This is a genomic window from Fimbriimonas ginsengisoli Gsoil 348 (assembly GCF_000724625.1).
Lineage (GTDB): Bacteria > Armatimonadota > Fimbriimonadia > Fimbriimonadales > Fimbriimonadaceae > Fimbriimonas > Fimbriimonas ginsengisoli.
The window spans coordinates 4,791,808-4,815,622 of sequence record NZ_CP007139.1; the positions used below are offsets into that span (position 1 = coordinate 4,791,808).

The following is a 23,815-nucleotide window of genomic DNA, read 5'->3' on the forward strand; positions in this document are numbered from 1 at the left end:
GACATCGAGGTCCTCCGAGAGGTCCCCCGCTGGGAGGTTGAGTTTGAATAACCGGCAACTGTTACGTACCAGCCGCACTTTGGCCATTATCGGCGGTTCCTCGCTGTTTCTCTGGGGCGCTCTCTCGCCACCCGCGTCGGGAGTTCTCCAAGGACCACCTCGCCCGCCCAAGCCGCTTGGCGGTCTGACGCCGGCCGAGCAGCGGCTCTTCCAAGCCGGGGTCGGTGTATTCGCCGAACTGGAAGCCCCGCCGGACGGCCTCGGCCCGGTATTCAACGGTGTTTCCTGCGCCGAATGTCACCGGGCCGGTGGCTTGGGCGGCGCGGCGGAGAATCTCGGCGTCGCCAGGGTCACTCGGATTGGGGGGATGACCAACGGAAAGTACACCGACCTGGCTCAGGTCGGCGGCCCGCTATTGCAGTCACGCTCTTTGCGGGAGCTGATCCGGGGTTACCCGGTTCCGGGGGAAGTGGTGCCCAAAGAAGCACAGTTCGTCTCCCATCGGATCACCACGCCCCTCTTTGGCGCCGGCTTGATTGAGGCGATTCCGGACTCGGCAATCCTTGCGTTGGAGCGTCAAAGTCAGCCTGACGGCGTACACGGAGTGGCAAATCGGGTTCTAAACCCCGATACCGGCAAGACCGAGATTGGCAGGTTCGGTTGGAAGGCGCAGGTTTCGGCTCTCCACTGGTTTTCGGGAGATGCGTACCTCAATGAGATGGGAATCACCAGCCCGGTCTTCTCGCATGAGAACCTTCCGCAAGGGAAACCGATTCCGAAAGGGGCTGACCAGGTCCCGGACCCCGAGGAGGCGGGACCTGACATCGCCGCCGCGACGGACTTTATGCGTTTCCTCGCGCCCCTCGATCCGGTACCCCCAACTCCCGAAGCGATTCGCGGCGAGGCGATCTTCGCCAACGTTCGCTGTACTTCGTGTCACGTGCCGACATTGCAAACCGGCGCCAACCTGTCGAAAGCTCTCTCCAACATACCGGTCCGACTCTTCTCGGATTTGCTGCTGCACCGGATGGGCGCTGGCCTCGCCGACGGGATCCAGCAGGGTCAGGCCGCGGGTGACCAGTTCAGAACCGCGCCGCTATGGGGAGTCGGCCGAAGGCCGTTCCTTCTTCACGACGGCCGTGCCAACTCTGTCGATCAAGCAATCCGTCTCCACGCCGGAGAAGCGCTCTCGTCACACGACCGCTACCTGCGGCTCAATCCTCGCGACCGGAACGCGGTGATCGAGTTCTTGAACGGCCTCTAACCGTGGCACTGGCTTCTAGCCAGTGGGTCCCAAGGGCAGGATGCCCGTGGCCCGTTTCCCACGGCCGTGAGGGCTGTGGGATTCATTGGCTGGGAGCCGATGCTACGTTTACACGACCAGGATGGTCGTGATACACACGGGCTGGAAGCCCGTGCCACTAGCCGTGCCGTCCCTGTTGCTCGCCGTACTCGGTGGAGGCGAGCAGCAGGGCGCGGATATCTTCGTCCACCTCTTCCGGGTTTGCCAGTCGAACGTAGTGCACGTGCTGATCCGGGGCGAACGACTGGATCTTGTCGATACGAGGGGTGATCGTGACGTTTCGTAAAACAAACGAGGCTCGGAAATAGCTCTTCATCGGCGACCCACCCGAGCAGCGGGTGCGTAGTTGAAATGAGACGCGCGTCTTCTGCGGGATCACGTGGAAGTCGGCCACCTCCCTGGCCATCCGTTCAAACGCCTGGTATGTCCTCCAAACCTGCGGCTGGACTCCGGCGAACAGCGCTTCCAGCGTAAAGGAGCCACAGGAATGCCACAGGTTTTCGGTGGCGAACTTCTGCCCGCATTCAGGGCATGTCCAGAGGTCGGCGTCTTGATGGCCCACGGATTAAGTATAAGCCCGGGCGTTCGGGGTCGAAACCGTGCTTATTGACCCAAGCTTCGAGCGTGGGAGCGTTCTCCGCACGGGTGAAAAGCGCGAAGGGCTTCGCGCACTCCCAAAGAAGAGGCCCGCCGGTCCAATGGAACGGCGGGCCTCTTGCCCTTGCGGGAGATCTACCTTACTGGATGATCTCGGTGATCGCGCCGGCGCCGACGGTTCGGCCGCCTTCGCGGATCGCGAACTTGGAGCCCTGCTCCATAGCGATCGGAGCGATGAGCTCGATCGTCATGGTGATGTTGTCTCCCGGCATGACCATCTCGACGCCGTCCGGCAGGTTCAGCGTTCCGGTCACGTCGGTGGTGCGGAAGAAGAACTGCGGTCGGTAACCCGACACGAACGGAGTGTGCCGGCCGCCCTCGTCCTTGGAGAGGACATAAACCTCTGCCTTAAACTTGGTGTGCGGCTTGATGGTGCCCGGCTTACAAATGACCATTCCGCGCTCAATGTCGTCGCGAGCGACGCCACGGAGAAGCAGACCGACGTTGTCGCCCGCCTCACAGTAGTCGAGTACCTTGCGGAACATCTCGATACCGGTGCAGACCGTCTTGCGAGGAGCCTCGCGAAGACCAACGATCTCGACTTCCTCCATCGACTTGAGCTGACCGCGCTCGACACGGCCCGTCGCAACGGTGCCACGACCGGTGATCGTGAACACGTCTTCGACGGCGGTGAGGAACGGCTTGTCCTTGTCGCGCTCGGGGGTCGGAATCCAGCTGTCGACGGCCGCCATCAGGTCGAGGATCGCCTTGATGTACTTGTCGTCCATGTCGACCTTGCCCGCTTCCACGAGGTCCAGCGCCTTGCGGGCGGAACCCTGGATGATCGGCGTGTTGTCGCCATCGAAACCGTACTTGCTGAGAAGCTCGCGGATCTCCATGTCGACCAGCTCGATCAGCTCCGGATCGTCGACCGCGTCCACCTTGTTGATGAACACGACGATGTACGGAACGCCAACCTGACGGGCGAGCAGGATGTGCTCGCGAGTCTGCTGCATCGGACCGTCGGTACCGGCTACGACCAAGATCGCGCCGTCCATCTGAGCGGCGCCGGTGATCATGTTCTTGATGAAGTCGGCGTGGCCCGGACAGTCAACGTGGGCGTAGTGGCGGGTCTCCGTCTCATACTCCTGGTGGGAGATGTTGATGGTGATTCCACGCGCCTTCTCTTCCGGTGCGGAGTCGATGTCGCTGTACTTCGCTGCCTTCGCGAGACCCTTCTCCTGAAGAATGCCGGTAATAGCGGCGGTCAACGTTGTCTTGCCGTGATCAACGTGACCGATCGTTCCGATGTTCACGTGCGGCTTCTTTCTCTCGAATTTAGCTCTTGCCATTGCTCTGTTTTAAATCCTTTCGTCTCTGCGCGGAGGGCGACCCGTCGCCCGATTTCGGTCTCACCCCAATCCGCACGGAGGGGTTAGCGACAAACGGGTAGTTTACCGCCGCAGAACCTGAGTTAGCAAGTGCGAATCACGTGTGTGGAAAGGTATCGGCCGACCTGTCCGACAAACGATGTTCGGTCCTCGGCCCAAACGAACGTCGCCCGACTCCTTTCGTCTAAGGCGTAATAGATGCTAGGCAAATGTGCCTGGCAAGGGAGAGCCAAATGAACAAGCTGACAGGATTACTCGCGGCCACGATACTCGGCTGCACGCTTGGGCTGACCACCATCGCATCGGCCCAAGAAGGTCGCCATCGCGGATGGGAACACGCTGGCAAGCACGACGAAGGTAGGCACCTAGGTTGGCAAAAGCACTGGAACGGACACGACAACGGTCTTCACGTGGGACAGTGGCGTGAGGGGGATCGCGACCGAATTGCTTGGCAGCGGCGAGAGGCAGCACATCGCCTATGGTGGCAACGCAATTGGGCGGAACGTAATCGTGTCCTTGCCTGGAGACGCAGCCGTGAGCTGCTTGCCGAGAGGCGAGCGCAGGCATTCGCTCGCCGGCACCGCCATAGCCGCGGAATCGATCTCATACGCGCCGAAGGGCGCGTTCGGGCGGCGGACGAAGCACGTGCCCGAGCGGCGATTCGCCGCCGGCACGGAGGCTAGTCCCTTCCAAAATCGGCAAGCGGTAGATGGTCGTCGACCATCTACCGCTTGCCGATTTTGGCTCCTCGACTAGGGGTTGTAGTTGCTCGGCTCGGGATCGCCGACCTTGCCGAAGTAGAGATTCATCAAAGCCACGTCCCTCGCGTCGAAGCGGCCGTCGCCGTTCAAATCGAGGTTCCTCAGGTTAGCAGGTACCAGCGCCGCAGTATCCGGGAGAAACCATGTGGTCGCCGGAACGGCTCCGAAGGCGGACGTCGTAAAGATCGTGTAGTCCGCGGAGTCCGTAACGTTGTTGTTCGTTACGTCGCCCGGAGTAAGGACCACGCTTGCGACTCCGTTGAGGGAGTACACGCTGCCCGTGAGCTTGAGCGGAGCGCTCTTGCCCACCGTGTGGAAAGGATCCTTCACCCACACCTGCGAGATCCCGCCGGTGGCGAACTCCGGCAGGCCGTCCGCAACGGTCAAGGTTGCGGTGCCGGCTCCGGTACCGCTGAAGGTTACGACTCTATTGATCACGATCCGGTCTCGGGTTCCGACAATCCCGTCTCCGCCCTTACGGCCCAAGACGATTCGAACCAAGCGGTTCACCGGTCCAGGGGCCGAGAAGCCGGTCAACTGAATTGGGAGCGAAAGAGTCGAAGGCGGCGGAATCTGGATCGACACGGTCCGCGTGGAGGGGGTTGCGGCGTTCCCGGCCCGGTCGCTGACGTTCGCGCTGAGGCTCATCGTCATGGTGCCTAGGGGGAGTGTGAGCACGGCCCCGAAGATGCCGTTGACCGGGTTCAAGGAACCCATCCGGATCGTGCGCGTCGTCACAAGTCCGTGGTTGCTCGTGAGGGTGACATTGAGAAGAGGCGCATCGGCAAGGCCGGAGCCCGTGTCGTTTGCGCCGACTACGATTTGCATGCTCTTCGCCGTGTAGTCGGTGCCGGTCAACTGTTGAACACCGACCGGACCCATCGCCGGGGCCAAAGGATCTACGACAACTCCATTGGAGTCCAACGTTCTTGCGAAGTAGACGCCGGCCGCCGAATTGAAGCTGGTCCAGAGCGGACCGCCGGCATATTGCCAGAGCACGCCCAGCCTGCTGCCGCCAGGATTGTAGCTTCCTTGAGGGGCCACAAAGTTGTACGACTCCAGAAGCAGCGGTTGCTGAGTGGCCTTCGCCACGATGCCGGTGAACTGGGAGTGGTCGAATCGACCCGTAACGTTAGGCGCGAATACCGGAGCCCCCGCTGCCTCGAACAGGGCAGTGTTTTCGTACTGTCCCTCGAGGAAGCTGAGGGCCGTGCCGGCCTGATACAGTTGGAGCGAAGCGTGGTACCCCATCGCCTTAAAAGGAAGATAGGAGTTGTAGAGGCCGAAGACGGCGGTCGCCGGCCGGTCCTTCGTTCCTAGGTAGGGATTGGCCGTGAAGGCGTACAGGGTGCCGGTGCTTGCCGAGGTCCAGAAGCCGTAGACCGCGGCCTGAGTGGGAGTCGCCGGCGTCTGCGAAGTCCGAGTCACGTTTGCCATCTGGACCGCGAAGCTTGCGGACGAGAGACTTTCGCTACCACCGACAAGGGTTTGGGTCACGTAACTGTTGGTACCAGGGCCATTTAGCTGAATAAAGAAGACCTGGACCCCGCCCGTTCCATTCACGTTCACTTGCACCCGGTACCGATTGGCCACGCTGGCTCCCGGAAGCGCGATTTCTTGGCTGTACCAGAGGTTGGCAATGTGGCCAAAGAACTTCCCGTCCTTCCGATAGAACATTACGCGCAGGCCATTCATGTTCGACAGGTCGATCGGCGCGACGCCGGCCGAGCTAGCCGCGCGCACCACCAACGTGGATCCCTCGTGGCCGTCCGCCGCATTGCCGGCGAACCAGTCGGTCAACGAGCTTGGGTTCGGCCACCGGGCCGGGTCGCCGAGGTCCACGTCGAACCCGTAGCTGGTGCCGCGAAGATTGAGATAGTCGCGGACCGTCGGCGTCTTAGACCAATTCGAAAACGGGGTGAAACACCAAATGCTCGAAGGCTCCTGCACCATGCCAGAGGCGCCAATTCCGTCGCGGTCGGTCGTAGCTCCGACAACTCGATTCAGAGCCGCCAAGTAGCTGCCGTTAAGGTCGACTGGAAGTCCTGACGTGAACGGAGCCGGTGCGGTGGCCACACTGTCGAGCTCCTCAATGTAGGAGCTGGGGCTTAGGGTCGGCGTCACCGCCTTTGTAGCATCGTTCCAATTGGCTCCGCGCACGAGGCCTTGCCCCATGAAGTGGATGGCGGAGTCCGGATCACCGTTGGGCTCGCCCGGAAGCCAGGCGGTGAAAGAAAATGCCTCCCCCGTCACCCAGCTAAATCCGGCCGGGCTCTGAAGGGCGCCAAGCCAGGGACCGATATCGATTGTCTCGTTAGAGTCCGTATGCCAGTAAGCGTCATCGCTTGAAAGGTTGTATACGAAGTTGTTCTCGCCCTGGGACGTGATCGTCGCCAAGTGCACTCCGTCCTGGATGGCGGCGGCGCGTGCCGAAGTCCAAGAGATCTCCGAGCCGTTGTCTACGGCTCGGTACCAGTGCCCGTTACCGCCGTCGGAGACCTTCCACTGGGTCCATGGGGTTGCAGCGGCAGAAGCGGCGGCGGCAAACATCACGCCTCCGGCAAGTGCGATCGCGCGTCGGAAGAATTGCAGAGGCAAGCGAGTTTTCATCGTTCGGAAAATCCCTAAATACACCGCCATTTCCGCACCAGTAAAAAGCGTGCAAAAAATGACGGGGAAATCAATCGAGCCTGGAGTATAGGAGCGGGTTAAGCGTTAAATTGGGATTCTGCGGTGCGAAACCTCCTTCCTACCGCATAAGCCAGCATTTGTAACAGTAAAGATCCTGCCGACAGAGCCCGATTTACGCTCCGCGCTCTTCACTGCGGTAACCACGGCCTTGTCAGCCCCGGGAAGTCGCTAAACGGAAGTTAGCGGTTGGCAGTTCGGCAAGAGGGTGTGCCTTACAAAGCAAGATGCCCGGGAGCCTAAGCTCCCGGGCATCTTATTAGCGGTGGCGGGCCCGGTTTTACCGGACGCGCACTTACCGTCCGCCCTGGGCCTTCGCCGTGATCTCCGCCGCTATCGAGTTTGGGACTTCCTCGTAGTGCGACGGCGTCACGTTCGGTTGAGCACGGCCTTGGGTCAGCGACCGGAGGGTCGTGACGTAGCCGAACATCTCCGACAGCGGAACGTGGGCGTTGACCACCGAAGCTCCACCGAGCGCGTTCTCCATTCCTTCGATCCGTCCCCGGCGGCTGTTGATGTCGCCAACGACGTCACCGACATTCTGCTCGGGGGTCGTGACCTCCACATGCATGATCGGCTCCTTCAGTACCGGGTTCGCCTTCTTCATCGCTTCCCTGAAAGCGATGAGGCCAGCCTGTTTGAACGCGTTTTCGTTCGAGTCGACTTCGTGGTAGCTACCCTCGGTGAGTGACACCTTGACGTCTACGACCGGGTAACCGGCGAGGACGCCCGCGATGAGCCCCTCTCGGATTCCCTTTTCGCAAGCCGGGATGTACTCCTTCGGAATCGTTCCGCCTGTGACCTTGTTCTCGAACACGAACCCGGTGCCGGGGGGCATCGGCTCCATCTCGACCCAGCAGTGGCCGTACTGACCGGAGCCACCCGTCTGGCGGATGAAGCGGCCCTCGGCGCGCGACTTGATGCGGACCGTCTCGCGGTACGCAACCTGCGGCTTGCCCTGGTTTGCCTGGACGCCAAACTCGCGGTTTAGTCGGTCGACGATGATTTCGAGGTGAAGCTCGCCCATTCCCGAAATGATCGTCTGCCCGCTCTCCGGGTCGGTGAAGACTCGGAACGTCGGATCTTCCTGCGCCAAACGGTGCAGGGAGGTACCCAACTTCTCCTGGTCCGCCTTCGTCTTCGGCTCGACCGCGATCTGGATGACCGGCTCGGGGAACTTGATCGACTCGAGGGCGATCAGGTTGTCCGAGTCGCACACCGTGTGACCGGTGTTGACGTCGTTCAGACCGATGACACCCACGATCTCACCGGCGTACACCTCGTCGATGTCGTTGCGGCTATTCGCGTGCATTTCCAGAATGCGGCCAATGCGCTCGGTTCGGTATCGGAAGTCGTTCGAGACCGGATCGCGGAAAGCGACGGTGACCTGCGAACCCTTCTTGAGCACGCCCGAATAGACGCGCAGGAAGGTGAGACGGCCAACGTACTTGTCCGACATGATCTTGAACGCCAACGCGCTGAACGGCGCCTTGTCGTCCGGAGCCCGGAAGATCTCTTCCTCGGTTCGCGGGTTGATGCCCTTGACCTCGCCGACATCGATCGGCGACGGCAGATAGTCCAAAACCGCGTCGATCATCGCCTGCACGCCCTTGTTCTTAAAGGACGAGCCCGAGATCATGGGGACGACCTTGTTCGCAAGCGTTCCGCGTCGGAGGGCGTCGGTAATTTCCGCCACCGTCAGTTCCTGTCCATCGAGGAATCGCTCCATGATCGAATCGTCGAAATCTGAGATCGACTCGATCATCTTCTCGCGATACTCGGCAGCCAGGTCCTGAAGGTCGGCGGGAATCTCGCTCTCGGTAAACGTCTTGCCCTTGTCGTCTTCCTTGTCGTACGTGTAGGCCTTCATGTTGATGAGGTCCACATAGCCGAGATAGTCCGACTCCGAGCCGATCGGGAGTTGGATGGGAGCCGCGTTCGCGCCAAGTCGCTCCTTCACGCGCTGAAGCACCGTGAAGAAGTCCGCACCCAAGCGATCCATCTTGTTGACATAGATGATCCGCGGGACCTTGTACTTGTTCATCTGCCGCCAAACCGTCTCGGTCTGGGGCTGAACGCCACCCACCGCGCAAAGCACGCACACCGCGCCGTCGAGGACGCGTAGCGAGCGCTCCACTTCGACCGTGAAGTCGACGTGGCCCGGCGTGTCGATGATATTGATCTTGTGCTCCGGCCGGTCTTTCTTGGAGCCGGACCAGAAGCATGACGTTGCAGCCGAGGTAATGGTAATTCCTCGCTCCTGCTCTTGCTCCATCCAGTCCATCGTGGCCGCGCCGTCGTGAACCTCGCCGATCTTGTGCGCCTTTCCGGTATAGAAGAGGATCCGCTCGGTGGTGGTCGTCTTGCCGGCGTCGATGTGCGCGGCAATACCGATGTTACGAACCAACTCTAAAGGGTGACTACGGGGCATTTTGGTTTCTCTTCTTGAAAAATTAACTACGCGGGCGTTGGGGTCGTCGCGGCTCTATGCCGGAGCGACCTTTCCTCAACAAAACACCCCACCTTTTCAGCGGGGCGTTGTAAGATGTCACAGGTTGAGTGCGTTCGTTCTTGCGTTCTAACGTTTCTTCCCGAATCTCTATTACGCCGCGCATGGCGCGATGTTGAGGTCCAAGGGGAGATTATTGCGCTTTGTCTGGCCGGAAGTCAATGTGGCGGCCCTTCCGGGGATGCCAAACGTTGAGCATGCGGCTTCTTTTGCCTCGAAACCACCGCTACAGCTCGGGAAACGTGGGCTCGAGAGCGGGGAGCCGTTCGTAGACGTCTAGCTCGATCGAAATCGTTTTTGTTGCCACAGCCCAAATAAAGAGGGCCGGGAGCGCTTGCTCCCGGCCCTCTTTAGCAGTTGGTCCCGCCCGATTAGAATCGGTAATGGGCGAATGCCTTGTTCGCTTCGGCCATGCGGTGCGTGTCTTCTCGCTTCTTGATCGTGGATCCGGTGCCGTTGAAAGCATCGAGGATCTCGGAGCTGAGCCGATCGATCATCGTCTTGCCGGAGCGGCGGCGGGCGTTGGCGATGAGCCACCGCAGAGCGAGCGTTCGCCGGCGATCCGGGCGGACGTCCATCGGAACCTGGTAGGTCTGGCCACCGACACGGCGAGGTCGAACCTCGACCGCCGGCATGGCGTTCTGAATCGCCTTGTCGAAGACTTCTAGCGCCGGAGTGCCCGACTTTTCCTCGCAAATCTGCATTGCGCGGTAGAAAATTTTCTCGGCGACGCCCTTCTTGCCGTCGACCATCATCCGGTTGATGAAGCGAGTCATCATTTCGGATCCGTAAATCGGATCCGGAACGGTGATTCTCTTAACTGGAGGGCCCTTTCTAGGCATTAGCGGCGACCTCCCTTAGCGGCGGCAGGCGCTTGACCCGGCTTCGGACGCTTCGTGCCGTACTTGCTGCGGCCCTGCATTCGCTTGGCGGTACCGGCCGTCTGCTGAGTTCCGCGGACAATGTGATAGCGCACGCCCGGGAGGTCCTTAACACGGCCTCCTCGAACGAGCACCACCGAGTGCTCCTGAAGGTTATGTCCCTCGCCCGGAATGTAGGCGGTGACCTCGATGCCGTTGGTCAGACGAACACGAGCCGTCTTCCGAAGCGCCGAGTTCGGCTTCTTCGGGGTCATGGTTCGGACAACGGTGCAAACGCCTCGCTTAAAAGGGTTGCTCTTGAGCGCAGGCGACTTCGATTTGGTTTTAGGAGCGCTACGTCCTTTGCGGACTAGCTGATTAACGGTCGGCATTCATACCTCGATGCTTCATTTGTCTTGCTACTTCCCTCTCGGGTTCATTCCTATGGGGTCTGCGGCCAAGCTCAGGCAACAAAAAACCCCATCGCATTGTCATCACGCGATCGGGGCGCAGGTTAGCTTCCAGAGAGCCTTGCTGTTACACTGTCGACGTTTCTCCGGAATCCGGCCAGCGCCACCTCACCACGTGATTGTTTGAAGGCACAGTGCCCCCAGACAATCCGAGAGTATGTCGCCTCGGTTGAGGTGATGTCAAGCGTTGGGCGCCCAGCCGTAGCGGTTCCAACGCTCAACGCCGACGCCTACCGCCTCCCAAAGCTAAACTCCCATCATGACCGCCTATGACCAGCTGCTCGCCAAGTACGCCGAGGTCGCCACCATTCGGGCCGCGCAAAACCTGATGGGGTGGGACCAGCAGGTGCTGATGCCGCCGGGAGGGGCGGCGGCGCGGGCCGCACACGCTCAAATTCTCAGCCGCATGCGGCACGAGCTCCTTACCAGTGACGAGATGCTGCGGCTGATTGCGGACGCGGGAAGAGAAACCGACCCGGATACCAACGCTGGCCGCTCGATAGCCGCCCTTCAGCGGGATCTCGACGTAGAGACGAAGCTGCCCGTCGATCTCGTCGAACGCAAAGCCAAGGTTTCCTCCGAGGCGTACGAGGTCTGGAAGACGGCGAAAGCTGCCAACGACTTTCCAAGCATGGCTCCCTACTACAAGGAGCTCTTCGGCATCGCCCGGGAAACCGCGGAGCGCCTTGGCTACGACGGCCATCCCTACGACGCGCTCCTCGGCCTCTACGAATTCGGTGCAAAGGAGGCCGACGCCCGGTCGATGTTCGACGCGATCAAAGGACCGATCGTTAACCTCGTTCGAGAAATCAAGAAAATCGGACGACCGGTCGACGACTCGATTCTCGCCAAAGACTGGGACCGCGAAAAGCTGCGGGGCTTTGCCGAGCGAACCGCCGCCGCGTGCGGGTTCGACTTCGACCGCGGAAGGCTCAACCTCTCGCCGAACGCATTTTGCTCCAACCTGGGCCGCTCCGACGTCCGGATGACGACCCGTCCCAGCGACCATCTGAAAGGAATCGTCTCTTCCTCACTTCATGAGATGGGGCACGGCCTCTACGAGCAGGGATCGCCAGCCGAATGGGATGGAACCCCGCTGGCGGGAGGCATCTCGTTAGCGGTTCATGAGAGTCAATCTCGCCTTTGGGAGAATGTCATTGGGCGTTCCCGCGGCTTCTGGACTCGATTCCTTCCCGACCTGCAAGCGGTTTTTCCGGAGCTTTCCACGCTCGATGTGGAAAGAATGTATCGGGCCATCAACAAAGTCGAACCGAGCTTCATTCGCGTCGGCGCGGATGAGCTCACCTATAACTTGCATATCCTCGTCCGATTCGAGCTCGAAGTCGACCTCATCACCGGCGCGTTGGAGATGGACGAGCTGCCTGAGGCCTGGAACGCCAAGTACAGAGAGTATGTCGGCATCGAACCGCCAACCCACACGCTCGGCTGCCTGCAAGACGTTCATTGGAGCCGCGGCTACGTGGGTTACTTCCCCACCTACGCCATGGGCAACCTGATCGGTCTCCAGATCTGGCGTCGTCTGCGCGACGATATCCCAAACACCGAGGAGCTCATGGCCGGAGGCGACTTCGCGCCCATTCTCGGTTGGCTCCAGGAAAAGATCTACCGGCAAGGCCGCCGCTACACCCCCCGAGACCTCATCACTCGGGTAACCGGCCGCCCCATGGAAGCCGGCGATTGGCTAGAGTACGCCCAGGCAAAGTATCGGGCGATCTACTCCCTCTAGCCCGCGTCGCCGCCGAACCTCCGCACATTTCTTTGCGTCTTAGCGCCTTTGCGTGACACGATCCCCTTCCCGCTCCAATTAACATAGAGGCATCAAAACTGAGCCTCAGCTAGCCTTTCCCGATCTGCTTGGTCGGAATGCGGAGGATTTCTCCTGTGCTGCAAGAAGGGGTTATCATCGCCTTATGGCAAGCGTCGGCTACTCGGGGACGCCGTTGGCGCAGAAACTTGGGTTAAAGGCGGGTAGCCGGCTTATCACCCTCAATGCTCCCGCTGAGTTCTGGGCCTGGCTTGAACCGATCCCCGCGGGCGTCGAGGAAGGAGAACCCGCAGATGTTATCGTTCTCTTCGTCACCCGAGCGGAGGAAATCTTGCCGCTCGTGGAAGACGCCATCCTACGACTCGTCGAACGGGGAGGCCTCTGGCTGGCCTGGCCCAAGCGATCGTCAAAGATTCCCACGGATGTGACCGAGGACACCCTTCGCGACCTCATTCTTCCGCTTGGCTTGGTCGACAACAAAGTATGCGCGGTCAGCGAAGTCTGGTCCGGACTGAGATTCGTGCGACGTTTGCCCAAGGCAAACGCAAAGAGACCCGGAACGCCTTAGCGCACCGGGGCTCCCATTAACTCTACGCTTCGCCGCGCATCATGCCGAAGGTCGGCTCGAACGGGATCAGACCGAGGCGGGTGGCGGCTCGGAATGCCTGGACGCGGTTGTTCACCTGAAGCTTGTCGTAGATATTTGCCAGGTGAAAATCGACGGTTCGCTTCGACACGTACAGAGCGTCGGCCGCTTCCTTGCTGCTGCAACCTTGAGCGATGAGGCTAAGCACCTCGATCTCGCGCTTCGTCAGTCGCACCGGGCGGTGCGTCATCTCCGTACGTACAGTCACTAATGTCGGCATCGATCCACCCTTCCTCGTTCCTTTAGCGTTCGTTTCCTTGTCCACGATTTCTCGAGTAGCGAGTGACAACCCGGTCTTGTGAACCGAATCAAAGCGCCACCCCGTCGCATGCAGGTCTCCAGAGCGCCTCGGCCCCTATTCTCCGGGGTTTTTACCGGGTCTGACTCGTACTAAATCGTTTTTGCGAAACTGTTCGCATTGCTAGGGTAGAGAAGACACTATACGAGCCCCATCAACCAGGCAGCAAGCCATCGCTTCCCCACCCAGTCCGGTCGCCTTGTCGTAGGCAGAAAGAGTAGCGGCTCGAAACACCTCCAGGCTCTCGTCGTGAACCAGGGCGACGCACGCTCCCCCGAAACCGGCCCCGGTCATCCGAGCGCCGATGCATCCGGGCGCGGCGGCGGCCGCATCCGCCATCTCGTCGAGCTCGCGGCAGCTCACCTCGTAGTCGTCGCGAAGGCTCACATGGCTCGCCCGCATCAACTTCCCGGCTTTTTCGAGCTCTCCGGCGTCGAGCGCTTCCTTGAACTGGATGCACCGCTCGTTCTCCGTGATGACGTGGCGGGCGCGGCGATAAACGACGTCGCTCATCTTCGGCTTAGCCCCCTCTAAGTCCGCGACGTCTGCGTCGCGAAGTTTGGAAACTCCCAAAATCTGGCTCGCTTCCTCGCACTGCGACCTCCGTTCGTTGTACGCCGAGTCTGTCAGCGCCCGCGGCTTCTTCGTGTCGCACAGCACCACCGAGACCCCGTTGGGCACCGGCGCATAGGCGATATCGAGGGTTCGAGTGTCAAGGAACATCGCCCGCCCTTCCTTGCCCATTGCACTCGCCATCTGGTCCATGATGCCGCTGTTGACTCCCACGAACTGGTTCTCGCAGACCTGCCCCAGCTTAGCCAGCTCCCGATTGGTCAACCCAAGGCCGGCAAACATGTTCCAAACCACGCCAAACGCCATTTCGATCGCGGCGCTGCTGCTGACGCCGCTGCCGATTGGGATATCGCTATCGATGTAAGCCTCGATGTTCGGTAGCTCTCCATGCGAGCGCAAAGCCCATGCCATTCCGGCCGGGTACTTGGACCAAGAGGTCATTCCTCCACCCGGAACCACCGAGGATGCATCGAAGCTTTCGCCGTCGCCCATCTGCTTCGAAACCACGTGCGACTTTCCTTCAACCACGCGGGCCGCGATGTAGAGCCCACGATCGATCGCACCCGGGAAAACGAAGCCGTCGTTGTAATCCGTGTGCTCGCCGATCAAATTCACCCTTCCCGGAGCAATCCCGAAAAGGGTCGGCTCGTGGCCAAATCTCGCTAGGAAGAGCGCGCGGAGCTCGGAGTGAAACATAGCAGGAATTATGACGGCGGCAAGACGCCAGAATCCGAGCATGGTGCACTGCGAATTGCTCATCGACGGATTCTTTGTCGGCGGTCCGTGCGATCAGTCGGTCGGCAAACAGGTCGTTCGAGCGCCGTTCGATAACGCCATTCTCGGAACCGCCGCCGAAGGTGGTCTAAGTGAACTCAAGGCCTGCGTCGACGCCGCCCACAGTGCGTACCAGTCCTGGCGCGAATCCCCCCGCCACCTTCGACAAGCCCTGCTGAGGCGGATCGCCGCGCTCGTTCGAGAGCGGGAAGCCGAGCTCGTAGAGCTGCTCACCCTAGAGGTCGGCAAGCCGATCGTCTGGAGCCGCGGCGAGGTCGCCCGGTTGGCGCTAACCTTCGACTACGCCGCCGACATCCTCGGCACTTATGGCCTTGAAGCGATTCCCGTCGATACCGATGCCCGCGGCGAAGGTTTACGATGCACCGTCGAACGGTTTCCGATTGGCGTGATCTTCTGCATCGTCCCCTACAACTGGCCCTACAATCTCACCGCCCACAAATTGGCCCCCGCGTTGGCATCGGGCAACACGGTGGTCGTAAAGCCCTCGCCCCTGGCCCCACTCTCGACGCTCACATTGATGCGGTTGATTCATGAAGCCGGATGTCCTCCCGGGGTGGTCAACGCTTGGAACGGGCCACCCGCTCTTGCGCAGAGGCTTCTGGTCGAGGACCCTCGCATCCGGATGCTCAGCTTTACCGGGTCTGTCGCGGTAGGTTGGAAGCTCAAAGAATTACTGCCTGATCGGCGCGTTCTCCTCGAGCTCGGCGGCGACGCGTCGGCGATCGTGCACGGAGATGCCGACCTGGAGTGGGCGGCGGCAAGATCGATTGCCGGTGGATTCGGTTACGCGGGCCAGATCTGCATCTCTATCCAGCACGTTCTCGTTCAGTCGTCGATCTACGACGCAATGCGGTCCCGGCTCATCGCGGCGACCGAGTCTTGCCGTTACGGGGAGCCGCTCGACGAAGCCACCGTCTGCGGTCCGATGATCTCGAACGAGGCCGCCGACCGGGTTCAACAAATGATCGACGAAGCCGTCGGCGCCGGGGCTACGATAATCGCCGGGGGCGGCCGACAGGGTCGTTTGCTCCGGCCCGTCTTGCTAGAAAACGTGCAACCCGGCACTCGGCTCGCCCACGAAGAAGTCTTCGGCCCGGTCTTAACGCTGTCTCGATACGAGACCATCGACGAAGCCATCGTTCGAGTCAACGAGTCTCCCTACGGGATTCAAACGGGAATCTTCACCCATAGCCTCGCCGTTGCGGAACGGGCATTTCGGCGATTGGACGTCGGCGGGGTGATCGTCAACGATTACCCCACCCTCAGGTTCGACAATATGCCATACGGGGGAAATAAGCGAAGCGGGTTCGGGCGGGAGGGAGTCCGCTACGCGATGGATGAAATGACGGAATCCAAAACGATGCTCGTGCGCCCGAGGTGAACCTCTGAAACCGCTCCGCCAAGCGCCTCGGCGGGAATAACCGTCGAAAGGCGGCCATTGATGATTCTCATCTCGATCGCGCCTTCACGGGTGCGAGCAAGGCACAACTCTCCGGCCCTCACCGCGCTGAGGGCGCCGGCACATAGTTCTTGAAGAGCGCCCGCACTCGCAAATCCTTGCCACTCGGCCTCACCCAGCGAGCCTTGAACGACGATCGCAATAAGATCGTATTGGGCAGCGGAAATTGTCACCGTCCGAGCGGAGGAAGAGGTCGAACCCCTTACGGAAACCGTAGCAAGGAACGATTTGACGATGGATATATCATGGGTCGCTCCGTCCTCCGAAGCAAGTTATCCGTTCATGGTAGCGGAAACATGTCACTGCGCTTCTACGGAGCGCGTCACTCGAAAGGGTTACCCATGAGAGTGGACATACAAACCGAGGCGGTTTGGGAGAGAATGTGTCCACGCAGGAAAACTCGGCAATTTCAGGGCGAAGTTAAGTTCGACTCAAGACGGCCTGCTAGAGTCAGATTCGCCTGATCGAATACTTTGCCAGAGAATTGCCATCTGGTGCATTTCCAGGTATTTATCCTGAGTCTTTTTCTATTTGCCTTCTCTCGCCAAAACAGCCGAACATTTTAACGTGGGCGACTAACTAAAACTGGTAAGTTCAGCTTGGACCGATGACAACATCATCTCTTTCCGTCCGTCCCTTTCATTCAGTGACGAAATTTCTTAAGCGCCGATCGTGCTCTCTTCTTGTCGGCGCAGCGGCGCTGATGCTCGCTTCCGGGGCGCTCGCTCAGTCTGCTTCCTCTACTCCAACCGGGAAAGGAACGAAGACTTACAACATTCCGTTGCTGCCGGAGGGCACCGCCTTTTCCCAGCCTACTAACCAGTGGTCCTACTTCTTCGAGTTGCGACCAGGCGTTCAGCTTACGGGCAACGAGTACGTAGAGCTGAACTACTCCTGCTCGCCCACTCTGGTCGAAGGGCTTGGCAGCCTCACGATCCTCCTCAATGGAACGCCCGTCGACAGCCGGAAGACCGGCGGCAAGGCGCCACAAGGCCAATGGCGCGTCACGCTGCCGCTGAAGCTGTTCAAGCAGGGCTTCAACGAACTTAAGATCGTGTCGCGACAGCGATCGACCGACGGACCTTGCCAAGACTTGGACAACCACGGCAACTGGATCCGCTTTAACGAGGGTAACCGGCTTCACCTGGAGCGCCGCGAGCCGATGGCTTTCCCGCTCTATTCGTACCCATTCCCGTTCCTCGACACTCTATCGACCGACGTAGTGCAGAGCCGGTGGGTCATTCCGAACGGAGCCGATCCGAGCCTCGTATCCGAAATGCTCGGCCTCGCCAGCGACTGGGGTGAGCTCGATCGAGTCCACGGCCTGCCGATCCGGGTAGGAGTTGGGACGACCACGCCGGCTCAGAATATAATCATCGGCAACATCGCCGGCCAGGTGCCGCCGAACTTCGGTGACGGCCCCGGATACCTTGTGGCGTACCCTGGCGACTACGCCGGCGGATCGCGCTTGTGGATCACCGGAAAAACGCCGGCGGGAATCTACGCGGCGCGTAATACGCTCGCGTACCCGGAGATGGTCGATCAGCTTCGCGGGTTCCGCGCATCGATTCCTGGCAATACCATCGCAGATGCCCGCCCGGCCACGACTCGGATCGGAACTTTTACGTTCACCGAACTGGGCACTCCGGTCATCACGATGAACGGCGCTTTCCATCAGCACGCTACCCTGACCGTTCAGCGGCCGGTGCGTGTTGATCTGGGACGCGATTCCTTCATCAATATCCGGTTCCGACACTCCGCTAGCCTGAACCCGCTTCGATCGATCCTGACGGTAAAGGTGAACGGCGTGCCGGTCTCCAGCGCACGGCTTGATGCCGACAACGCGAACGGCGGATTCATTAAGGCTCGAATTCCGGTCACCGAGCTTGCCAAGAATATTTGGCAGGTCGACCTCGAGGCGTACCACGACCTCGCCGCCGTCGACTGCTCCAAGACCTACGACGAAGTCGCCTGGACCGTCATCGAAGGCGAGAGCTCCTTCGAGCTGAACACCGGCCAACTGGGTGGTCGTCCTTACCTGGATGCCTTTCCTTACCTGGTCGGCCGCGACGGAATCGCGCCCCGACGAAGCATGATCTCGCTCTCGCCGAACGCGAACGAATCTCAGCTTTCCCTAGCCGCGGTGATCGCCGCGCGGGCCGCTCAGGTGAATCGCCACTCGTTCGATTGGGATGTCAAGTTTGGCGCTCTGCCCGATTCCAAGAACAGTTCGATCGCCATCGGGCACTACGACGAGGTATCGCGGTTCCAGCCAATTGCGAAACAGCTCCTTGTGTCGCCGCAAGGCAACGGCCATTTTGCTATCAATCCAAAGATTCGGGTGGTTAACGACGCTCTCAACGGAGGCGCCATCCTCCAGGCGATCAAGTCCCCCACAAACGAAGCCGGCGTGCTTTACGTGCTTCTCGGCGCCGACGACGCGGCGCTCGACCGGTTCGCCCGCCTGTTGGCGGATCCGAAGCGATCGTTGGCCCTGACGGGCGAAGCCGCCGTGTTGACGGCAGACGGGCAGCTTATTACGCTCAGCACGGTTTCCGACGCCGAGGTTGCCCAGAACCGCACGACCGAACAAGACCGCTATACGCCTAATATGCTCCTGATCATGACCAGCATCATCGTATTGGTCCTGCTCGGTATCTTCCTCGTCGCGAGAGCCTTCGTGAAGCGAACGCCGAAAACGCATGGGACGTCCGCCTAAGGGCGTCCCAGACTTGGGAAAATCGGCATGAGCGTTCGTGACATTCTTGTTATCCTCCGCGACCTGACCTACTGGCTCGCGTGGGTGGTGGGACTGATCTTCCTGTTCAGCGGTGTTCAGGACCTCGTCTACGACATCGGCGCGTACTCGCTCCGGCTCTTCCGCCGGATCTACTACCGAAAGCGTGAGCGTCTGACCCTGCCCCGTCTTCGAGATCGGGAGCAGCAGCGCATCGCCGTTATGGTTCCGGCGTGGAACGAGGGCGAAGTCGTGGGGATGATGGTTCAAAACATCATCGAGCGGGTCGAATACAAGAATTATCTGATCTTCGTGGGCACGTATCCCAACGATCAGCGAACTCAAGACGCCGTCAACCGCCTGGCCGCCCAGCACCCGCAGCTTATCAACGTCGTCAACCCAAAGAACGGGCCCACGACGAAAGCCGACTGTCTGAACAACGTCTACCGAACGATCAGGGCTTACGAGGATCAGGAAGGGATCAACTTCGACATCTTCGTGATGCACGATTCAGAGGACGTGGTGCACCCGCACTCGTTCATGCTCTTCAACTACCTTATCCCCCGGGTCGACGCCATCCAGCTTCCGATCCTTCCGCTGCCGACGCGCCACACCCGCGTTGTGCACTGGACGTATGCCGACGAGTTCTCTGAGACGCACATGAAGGACGTGCCCGTCCGCGAGAAGGTCTCGGGCTTCGTCCCCTTCGCGGGAACCGGCACCGGCTTCTCCCGGCGCGCATTTACCACCCTGGAAATGCAGGGGCGCGCCGTCTTCAACGAAGAGTCCATGACTGAGGACTACTCGATGTCGAAGCGCATGCGCGAGGCCGGTCTCACGATCGTTTTCGTGAACCTCGTGCTCGACAATCCCGATGTCAAGTACGCTCCTTGGGTACCGCTCTGCCGTCGGCCGGAGTTCATTTCCAACTGGGCGTTCTTCCCGATGGACTTCACCCGGTCGGTCCGCCAAAAGACGCGCTGGATCATCGGCATTTCGCTTCAAGAGTGGGAATCCACCGGTTGGAGCGGCGATCCTCGAATGATCGAGAACCTGATCAAGGATCGCAAGGTGTTCGTTTCGGCCGCCACCGCGCTGCTGGGCTACGTCCTCCTCACCTACTTCCTGCTGTTCTACATGGGTGAGAAAGGCGTCGTACCGTTCCAGCTGCTTCCCGTTATCGAAGAAGGCTCGACTCTCCACCGTCTCGTTCTAGTCGACACCTCGTTTATGGTGTTGCGCATGGTGCAGCGAGTGGTTTTCGTCGGCATGGTCTACGGCGCTACCGCCGGACTGCTTTCGATTCCGCGCCTTGCGATCAGCAATATCGTCAACGGCCTCGCGGCTTACCGCGCCCTCCAGACCTTCGCCCGAGCGAGACAAGGCAAGACGGCTGTACGATGGGATAACACCGACCACTTAGAAGGAGTTGGCACGATGCCCTCCGCCCAGGTAGAGCGCGTCCACAACATCCGGTCCACGGAGATCACACCCACTGCCACGATCCTGCAGCGTCTACGATCCGACGATCCGGCAGTTGTGGTATCCGGACTGGAAGTGATCCCGAAGGACCTCCGCGGCGCGGACCGGGACGCCGTACTGCAGTCGCTTTACGATATTGCGAACCACAAGGACACTTCGGTCCGCGCGGCTTTCGCCCGCGTCATGGGCTTCCTAACATGGCCCGAGCTCACGCTTACCGTGCTCTCCGTCCTACACGACCGAAAGTGGGTCGTCCGGGCGAACTGTGCCAAGGCGCTCCTGAAGTATCCGAACTTTGAGGCCCTGGTCGAGAGCGCCCTCATGGAGCACGATCCCCTCGTTCGTGAGATTCTCGTGCGAAGCATCGAACAGAACCGACTTAGGCAAGAGACGCTGCTTCCGAAGCTCAGCGACCCGAACCTTGCCGCTACCCGAACCGCCCTCGTCAACGATTCATCGCTCATTAGGGAGATGTACCTACGAGAAGTAGGAATGACTTGGGATGAGTACATGGAAACTGAGCTCCAAGCCGCATAAGGTCGCACAAAAAAGGGACTTGGCCTGTCACAAATACCAGGTGCAGCGATCGCACCTGGGGAGACAATGCTCGGTATATTTCTGACCTTCGTGTTGATGTCGTTTTTCGGTATTCCGTTTTTCTGGTGGATCTTTGCCAACGGAAATCAGCAGAGCCGCCGGGCCATGGACCGCAAGAGCGCTCAGACTGTCCGAATCGGACGCCGGGCCCACAACCTCCGTCCATAAACCAGAAGTCTTGTCAACCGCCGGCTTCTAAAAGGCGTGGAGCGAATCTCACTCCACGCCGCTTTAGGGACCCACTTGGAAGTGATACGACGGCGATCCGGGGCACCCCCCCAAGAATGGCGGGCCTTACCGATGCACGCGGACGAGGTGGTGAACGAGTGCCGGCGAGGTCGCCGTTCGGATCGCGAGAAGGTGAAGATCTACCCCCGCACTGGCCAACCCGCTGGCGGCTACCGCCGCACGGCCCCGCCACTGGGAGAAGCCTCGACGTTTCAGGGTTGCAATCGCTTCCTTTTTCACCGCGTATAGCGCGGCGCGCATCAGCGGCATCGTCCGGCGCGACAGGATGAGCGTCCGGGTCTCGGCTTCCACCGGCTCTGCTCCCCACCGTTTTTGCCACTGTGCGCTACCGTAAAGCAAATTGACCTGCCGAACCCCACGTGCCATCGCCTGCTTTAAAACCTCGGCCTGCAGCACCAGCAGCGGCGAGAACTTGGCGAACTCCGGATCGAACCCCGAGTAGTGCATAGTCACTCGCCCATCGGTTTCCAAAAACGCCTGCGATGCTACTTCTCGTCCGTCCACGAGAAGCGTGGCGACGTAACCTAACCCCTCCGCCGCCATTCCGCGAAGCGCGCGCCGCAGCATCTCCTCCTGAGTCGGCTCCGGAAAATAATCGCGATGCCCGTTTCGGCACTCGCTCCAAACTCGCTCCTTGTGAAGCTCCACGAGCCCTCCAACGGCCGCATCCATCTCGCCGGGAGACGTGTGTACCCTCACCTCGTAGGAATGGCCCGCACGGGTCAGGAGCCGCGGGTAATAGTTGAGGTTATCGCGCATCGACTTCGAAAGCCCCTTTCGGAACGCCTGCCAGTCGGACGGTAAAACGAGCTTCTGGGGCCCGGTCTTTACCTTCACGCGGATAACCGGTTGCCCGTTTGAAGACTCGGTTTGGGCTTCCTTCTCCAATTGCCGAACGATCGCGCAATCCCAACGCCCCTGCGCCACAAGCCGCTGAACGAGCTCGACCACGGCTCGCCGTCCTCGCTCCTCAAATCCCGGCAACACCGCAGTCAGCGGCTCCTCCGTAAGGCCGGAGGGCTCCAGATGGCCCGCATATCCCATCGGACGCAAACGCCGGAGGCGTAGGCTCCAAGACGGCTCGACATGCCAGACGAACGGGTAGATTGCCACCACCTCGCCGGCATCCTCCATTACGATCACGAAGGGACGGCCGACGAGGCCCGTGCTGGGACAGCGCCTCCCCAGCGTCTCCCACCAGGCGACCAGCCAAGGCCATGCGGCCATCGAGCTCGACGCCGGGGCCTTCGCTCCGATCGACCGCCAATCGGACTCGAGGGCAAGAAACTGAGATTCCGTCTCGACGACCCGACACCGCAGTTCGTCCGCCAATGCGGGCAGAGCTACGCGACGCGCGGTCGACCGATCCGGGGTTCTTGCCGTTATCATCGAATCTCTTCTTGAACCGTTGGTACCGCTTGGCAGTTCCTGTATGGCGGCGTTGGAATACCCTTGCGGTGAAGGTCGCAACGAACTGTAATGGCTAGGCCGCTTGCGACCGAAAGTCCGGGAGCTTGATCCATTCGCCTCCCCTGGCGATCGAAATTTGCGAGCACAGGCCGGCGGCCGTCCACTCCAAGCCATCGTACAGATCGATCGACGCCGGACGTTGTTCGACCACCGCGTCCACGAAGCTGTAAGCGACGAAAAAGTCGCCCCCGCCATGCCCCGAGCGTTCCGCCTCGGTCGACAGATCAAGCCACCAGTCTGGCAAGAGCGCCTCGAAGTCGGACAGCGGCCGCCATTCTCTGTGTTCGTCCTTGACCGGCCCGGGTGGCGGGTTCTTCCCTATCCACACCTGGCTTGGCCCTCCCTGCTGACGCGACGCCTCATATACGCCGTGAGTCCCTTGGAGCGCGTAATAAGTCATCTGGTGTGGGCGGTTCGACATCATGTCCAGCCGAAGGCGAATCTGCTTCCCACTCGACAATCTCAGGAGCGTATTCGTCGTGTCGTCGTGCGGATGCTCCGGGTCGCTGTACCGCCCGGAGCCAACACACAGCACGCTCTCCACCCGCTCCGACGGATCGACCGCTTTAAACCACTGCATTACCGGTCCCAGGCTGTGGGTCGGGTAGGTGTTTCCCGGCTGGCCGACCTGCCAGCGATACCTCCACGACGGAGTCCCGTCGGCAAGGTGATGGTATGGCTTCATGTCGTGGAGGTATTCCCCTTCGCCGTAGTAAAGCTCGCCGAACAAGCCGTGACGGGCCATTTCGCAAACCAGCACGGCTTCCCGCCGGTAACCGTAGTTCTCCGCCATCATGTACGTCTTGCCGCTGGCGAGCACGGCGTCGCGGATGGCCCAACACTCTTCCAGTGAGACGCAAGCGGTTACCTCGCTCAGGACATGCTTGCCCGCGCCAAGAGACTGAACGACCTGTTCGGCGTGAAGCTGCATCGGAGTCGCGACGAACACCGCGTCAACCCTCTCGAGCATTTCGTCGAAACTTGTAAATCGCAGCGGAATATCATGGGCGGCCGCTTCGGATTCGACGCGCCGCGGATCGAGGTCGCAAATTGCGACTACTTCCGCGCTGGGATGCGCCCGAAAACCGGCCACGTGCGCCGTTCCACGACGGCCCACGATGCCGATGCGAAGCTTGCCCATCTA

17 protein-coding genes are annotated in these 23,815 nt (G+C 60.5%); 6 read left to right on the top strand and 11 right to left on the bottom strand.

Annotation, left to right across the window (positions count from 1 at the left end; all coding sequences use genetic code 11):
* The first annotated feature begins 79 nt into the window (after positions 1–79).
* The gene (locus tag OP10G_RS21605; protein WP_025228352.1) at positions 80–1,264 is read left to right on the top strand and encodes a di-heme oxidoredictase family protein; all 1,185 of its coding nucleotides are present in this window, start codon (positions 80–82) and stop codon (positions 1,262–1,264) included.
* A gap of 157 nt (positions 1,265–1,421) precedes the next feature.
* On the opposite strand, the gene OP10G_RS21610 is transcribed toward OP10G_RS21605, so the two are convergent.
* The 6 genes from OP10G_RS21610 to rpsL all read right to left on the bottom strand — a co-directional run bounded on the left by OP10G_RS21610 (position 1,422) and on the right by rpsL (position 10,501).
* Positions 1,422–1,865: a DUF5655 domain-containing protein gene (locus tag OP10G_RS21610; protein ID WP_025228351.1), complete on the bottom strand. Its 444-nt coding sequence runs from the start codon at positions 1,863–1,865 to the stop codon at positions 1,422–1,424.
* Between the two features lie 175 nt (positions 1,866–2,040).
* Complete coding sequence (gene tuf / locus OP10G_RS21615) at positions 2,041–3,252, bottom strand: elongation factor Tu (protein WP_025228350.1); 1,212 nt, start codon at positions 3,250–3,252, stop codon at positions 2,041–2,043.
* A 791-nt stretch (positions 3,253–4,043) separates the two neighbouring features.
* The gene (locus tag OP10G_RS25305; protein WP_025228348.1) at positions 4,044–6,662 is read right to left on the bottom strand and encodes a dockerin type I domain-containing protein; all 2,619 of its coding nucleotides are present in this window, start codon (positions 6,660–6,662) and stop codon (positions 4,044–4,046) included.
* 373 nt (positions 6,663–7,035) lie between these two features.
* Positions 7,036–9,171, bottom strand: a complete 2,136-nt coding sequence (gene fusA, locus OP10G_RS21630; RefSeq protein WP_025228347.1) for an elongation factor G — start codon at positions 9,169–9,171, stop codon at positions 7,036–7,038.
* Positions 9,172–9,620: 449 nt separating this feature from the next.
* The gene (rpsG, locus tag OP10G_RS21635; protein WP_025228346.1) at positions 9,621–10,091 is read right to left on the bottom strand and encodes a 30S ribosomal protein S7; all 471 of its coding nucleotides are present in this window, start codon (positions 10,089–10,091) and stop codon (positions 9,621–9,623) included.
* Positions 10,091–10,501, bottom strand: coding sequence for a 30S ribosomal protein S12 (gene rpsL, locus OP10G_RS21640; RefSeq protein ID WP_025228345.1), 411 nt, complete (start codon positions 10,499–10,501; stop codon positions 10,091–10,093). The genes rpsG and rpsL overlap by 1 nt, the downstream gene beginning before the upstream one ends.
* A 337-nt stretch (positions 10,502–10,838) precedes the next feature.
* Between rpsL and OP10G_RS21645 the strand changes: the two genes are divergently transcribed.
* A complete protein-coding gene (locus OP10G_RS21645) occupies positions 10,839–12,326 on the top strand; it encodes a carboxypeptidase M32 (RefSeq protein ID WP_025228344.1) in 1,488 nt (495 codons plus the stop codon).
* Positions 12,327–12,510: 184 nt separating this feature from the next.
* Entirely contained in the window at positions 12,511–12,933 is a 423-nt protein-coding gene (locus OP10G_RS21650; protein ID WP_025228343.1) for a DUF3052 family protein, read from the top strand.
* 22 nt (positions 12,934–12,955) lie between these two features.
* Here the strand turns inward: OP10G_RS21650 and OP10G_RS21655 are convergent, their stop codons facing one another.
* Both OP10G_RS21655 and galK read right to left on the bottom strand, forming a co-directional pair.
* Complete coding sequence (locus OP10G_RS21655; protein WP_025228342.1) at positions 12,956–13,201, bottom strand: helix-turn-helix domain-containing protein; 246 nt, start codon at positions 13,199–13,201, stop codon at positions 12,956–12,958.
* Between the two features lie 231 nt (positions 13,202–13,432).
* Complete coding sequence (gene galK, locus OP10G_RS21660) at positions 13,433–14,578, bottom strand: galactokinase (RefSeq protein ID WP_025228341.1); 1,146 nt, start codon at positions 14,576–14,578, stop codon at positions 13,433–13,435.
* Positions 14,579–14,618: 40 nt separating this feature from the next.
* Between galK and OP10G_RS21665 the strand changes: the two genes are divergently transcribed.
* Positions 14,619–16,058, top strand: coding sequence for an aldehyde dehydrogenase family protein (locus tag OP10G_RS21665; protein ID WP_025228340.1), 1,440 nt, complete (start codon positions 14,619–14,621; stop codon positions 16,056–16,058).
* On the opposite strand, the gene OP10G_RS26555 is transcribed toward OP10G_RS21665, so the two are convergent.
* On the bottom strand, positions 16,004–16,309 hold the full coding sequence (locus tag OP10G_RS26555) for a hypothetical protein (RefSeq protein WP_025228339.1): 306 nt from the start codon (positions 16,307–16,309) through the stop codon (positions 16,004–16,006). The two genes, OP10G_RS21665 and OP10G_RS26555, sit on opposite strands and share 55 nt — an antisense overlap.
* A 473-nt stretch (positions 16,310–16,782) precedes the next feature.
* Here OP10G_RS26555 and OP10G_RS21670 point away from each other — a divergent pair, with 473 nt between their 5' ends.
* Entirely contained in the window at positions 16,783–18,855 is a 2,073-nt protein-coding gene (locus OP10G_RS21670; protein WP_158409332.1) for a cellulose biosynthesis cyclic di-GMP-binding regulatory protein BcsB, read from the top strand.
* A gap of 27 nt (positions 18,856–18,882) precedes the next feature.
* Positions 18,883–20,892 (top strand): glycosyltransferase, encoded by a 2,010-nt coding sequence (locus tag OP10G_RS21675; protein WP_025228337.1) that lies wholly within the window; start codon positions 18,883–18,885, stop codon positions 20,890–20,892.
* 354 nt (positions 20,893–21,246) lie between these two features.
* On the opposite strand, the gene OP10G_RS21680 is transcribed toward OP10G_RS21675, so the two are convergent.
* Both OP10G_RS21680 and OP10G_RS21685 read right to left on the bottom strand, forming a co-directional pair.
* Positions 21,247–22,590: a GNAT family N-acetyltransferase gene (locus OP10G_RS21680; protein ID WP_144241305.1), complete on the bottom strand. Its 1,344-nt coding sequence runs from the start codon at positions 22,588–22,590 to the stop codon at positions 21,247–21,249.
* A gap of 94 nt (positions 22,591–22,684) precedes the next feature.
* Positions 22,685–23,812 carry a Gfo/Idh/MocA family protein gene (locus tag OP10G_RS21685; RefSeq protein ID WP_052547903.1) on the bottom strand — a complete coding sequence of 376 codons (1,128 nt, stop codon included), beginning with the start codon at positions 23,810–23,812 and terminating at the stop codon, positions 22,685–22,687.
* Positions 23,813–23,815 lie beyond the last annotated feature (3 nt).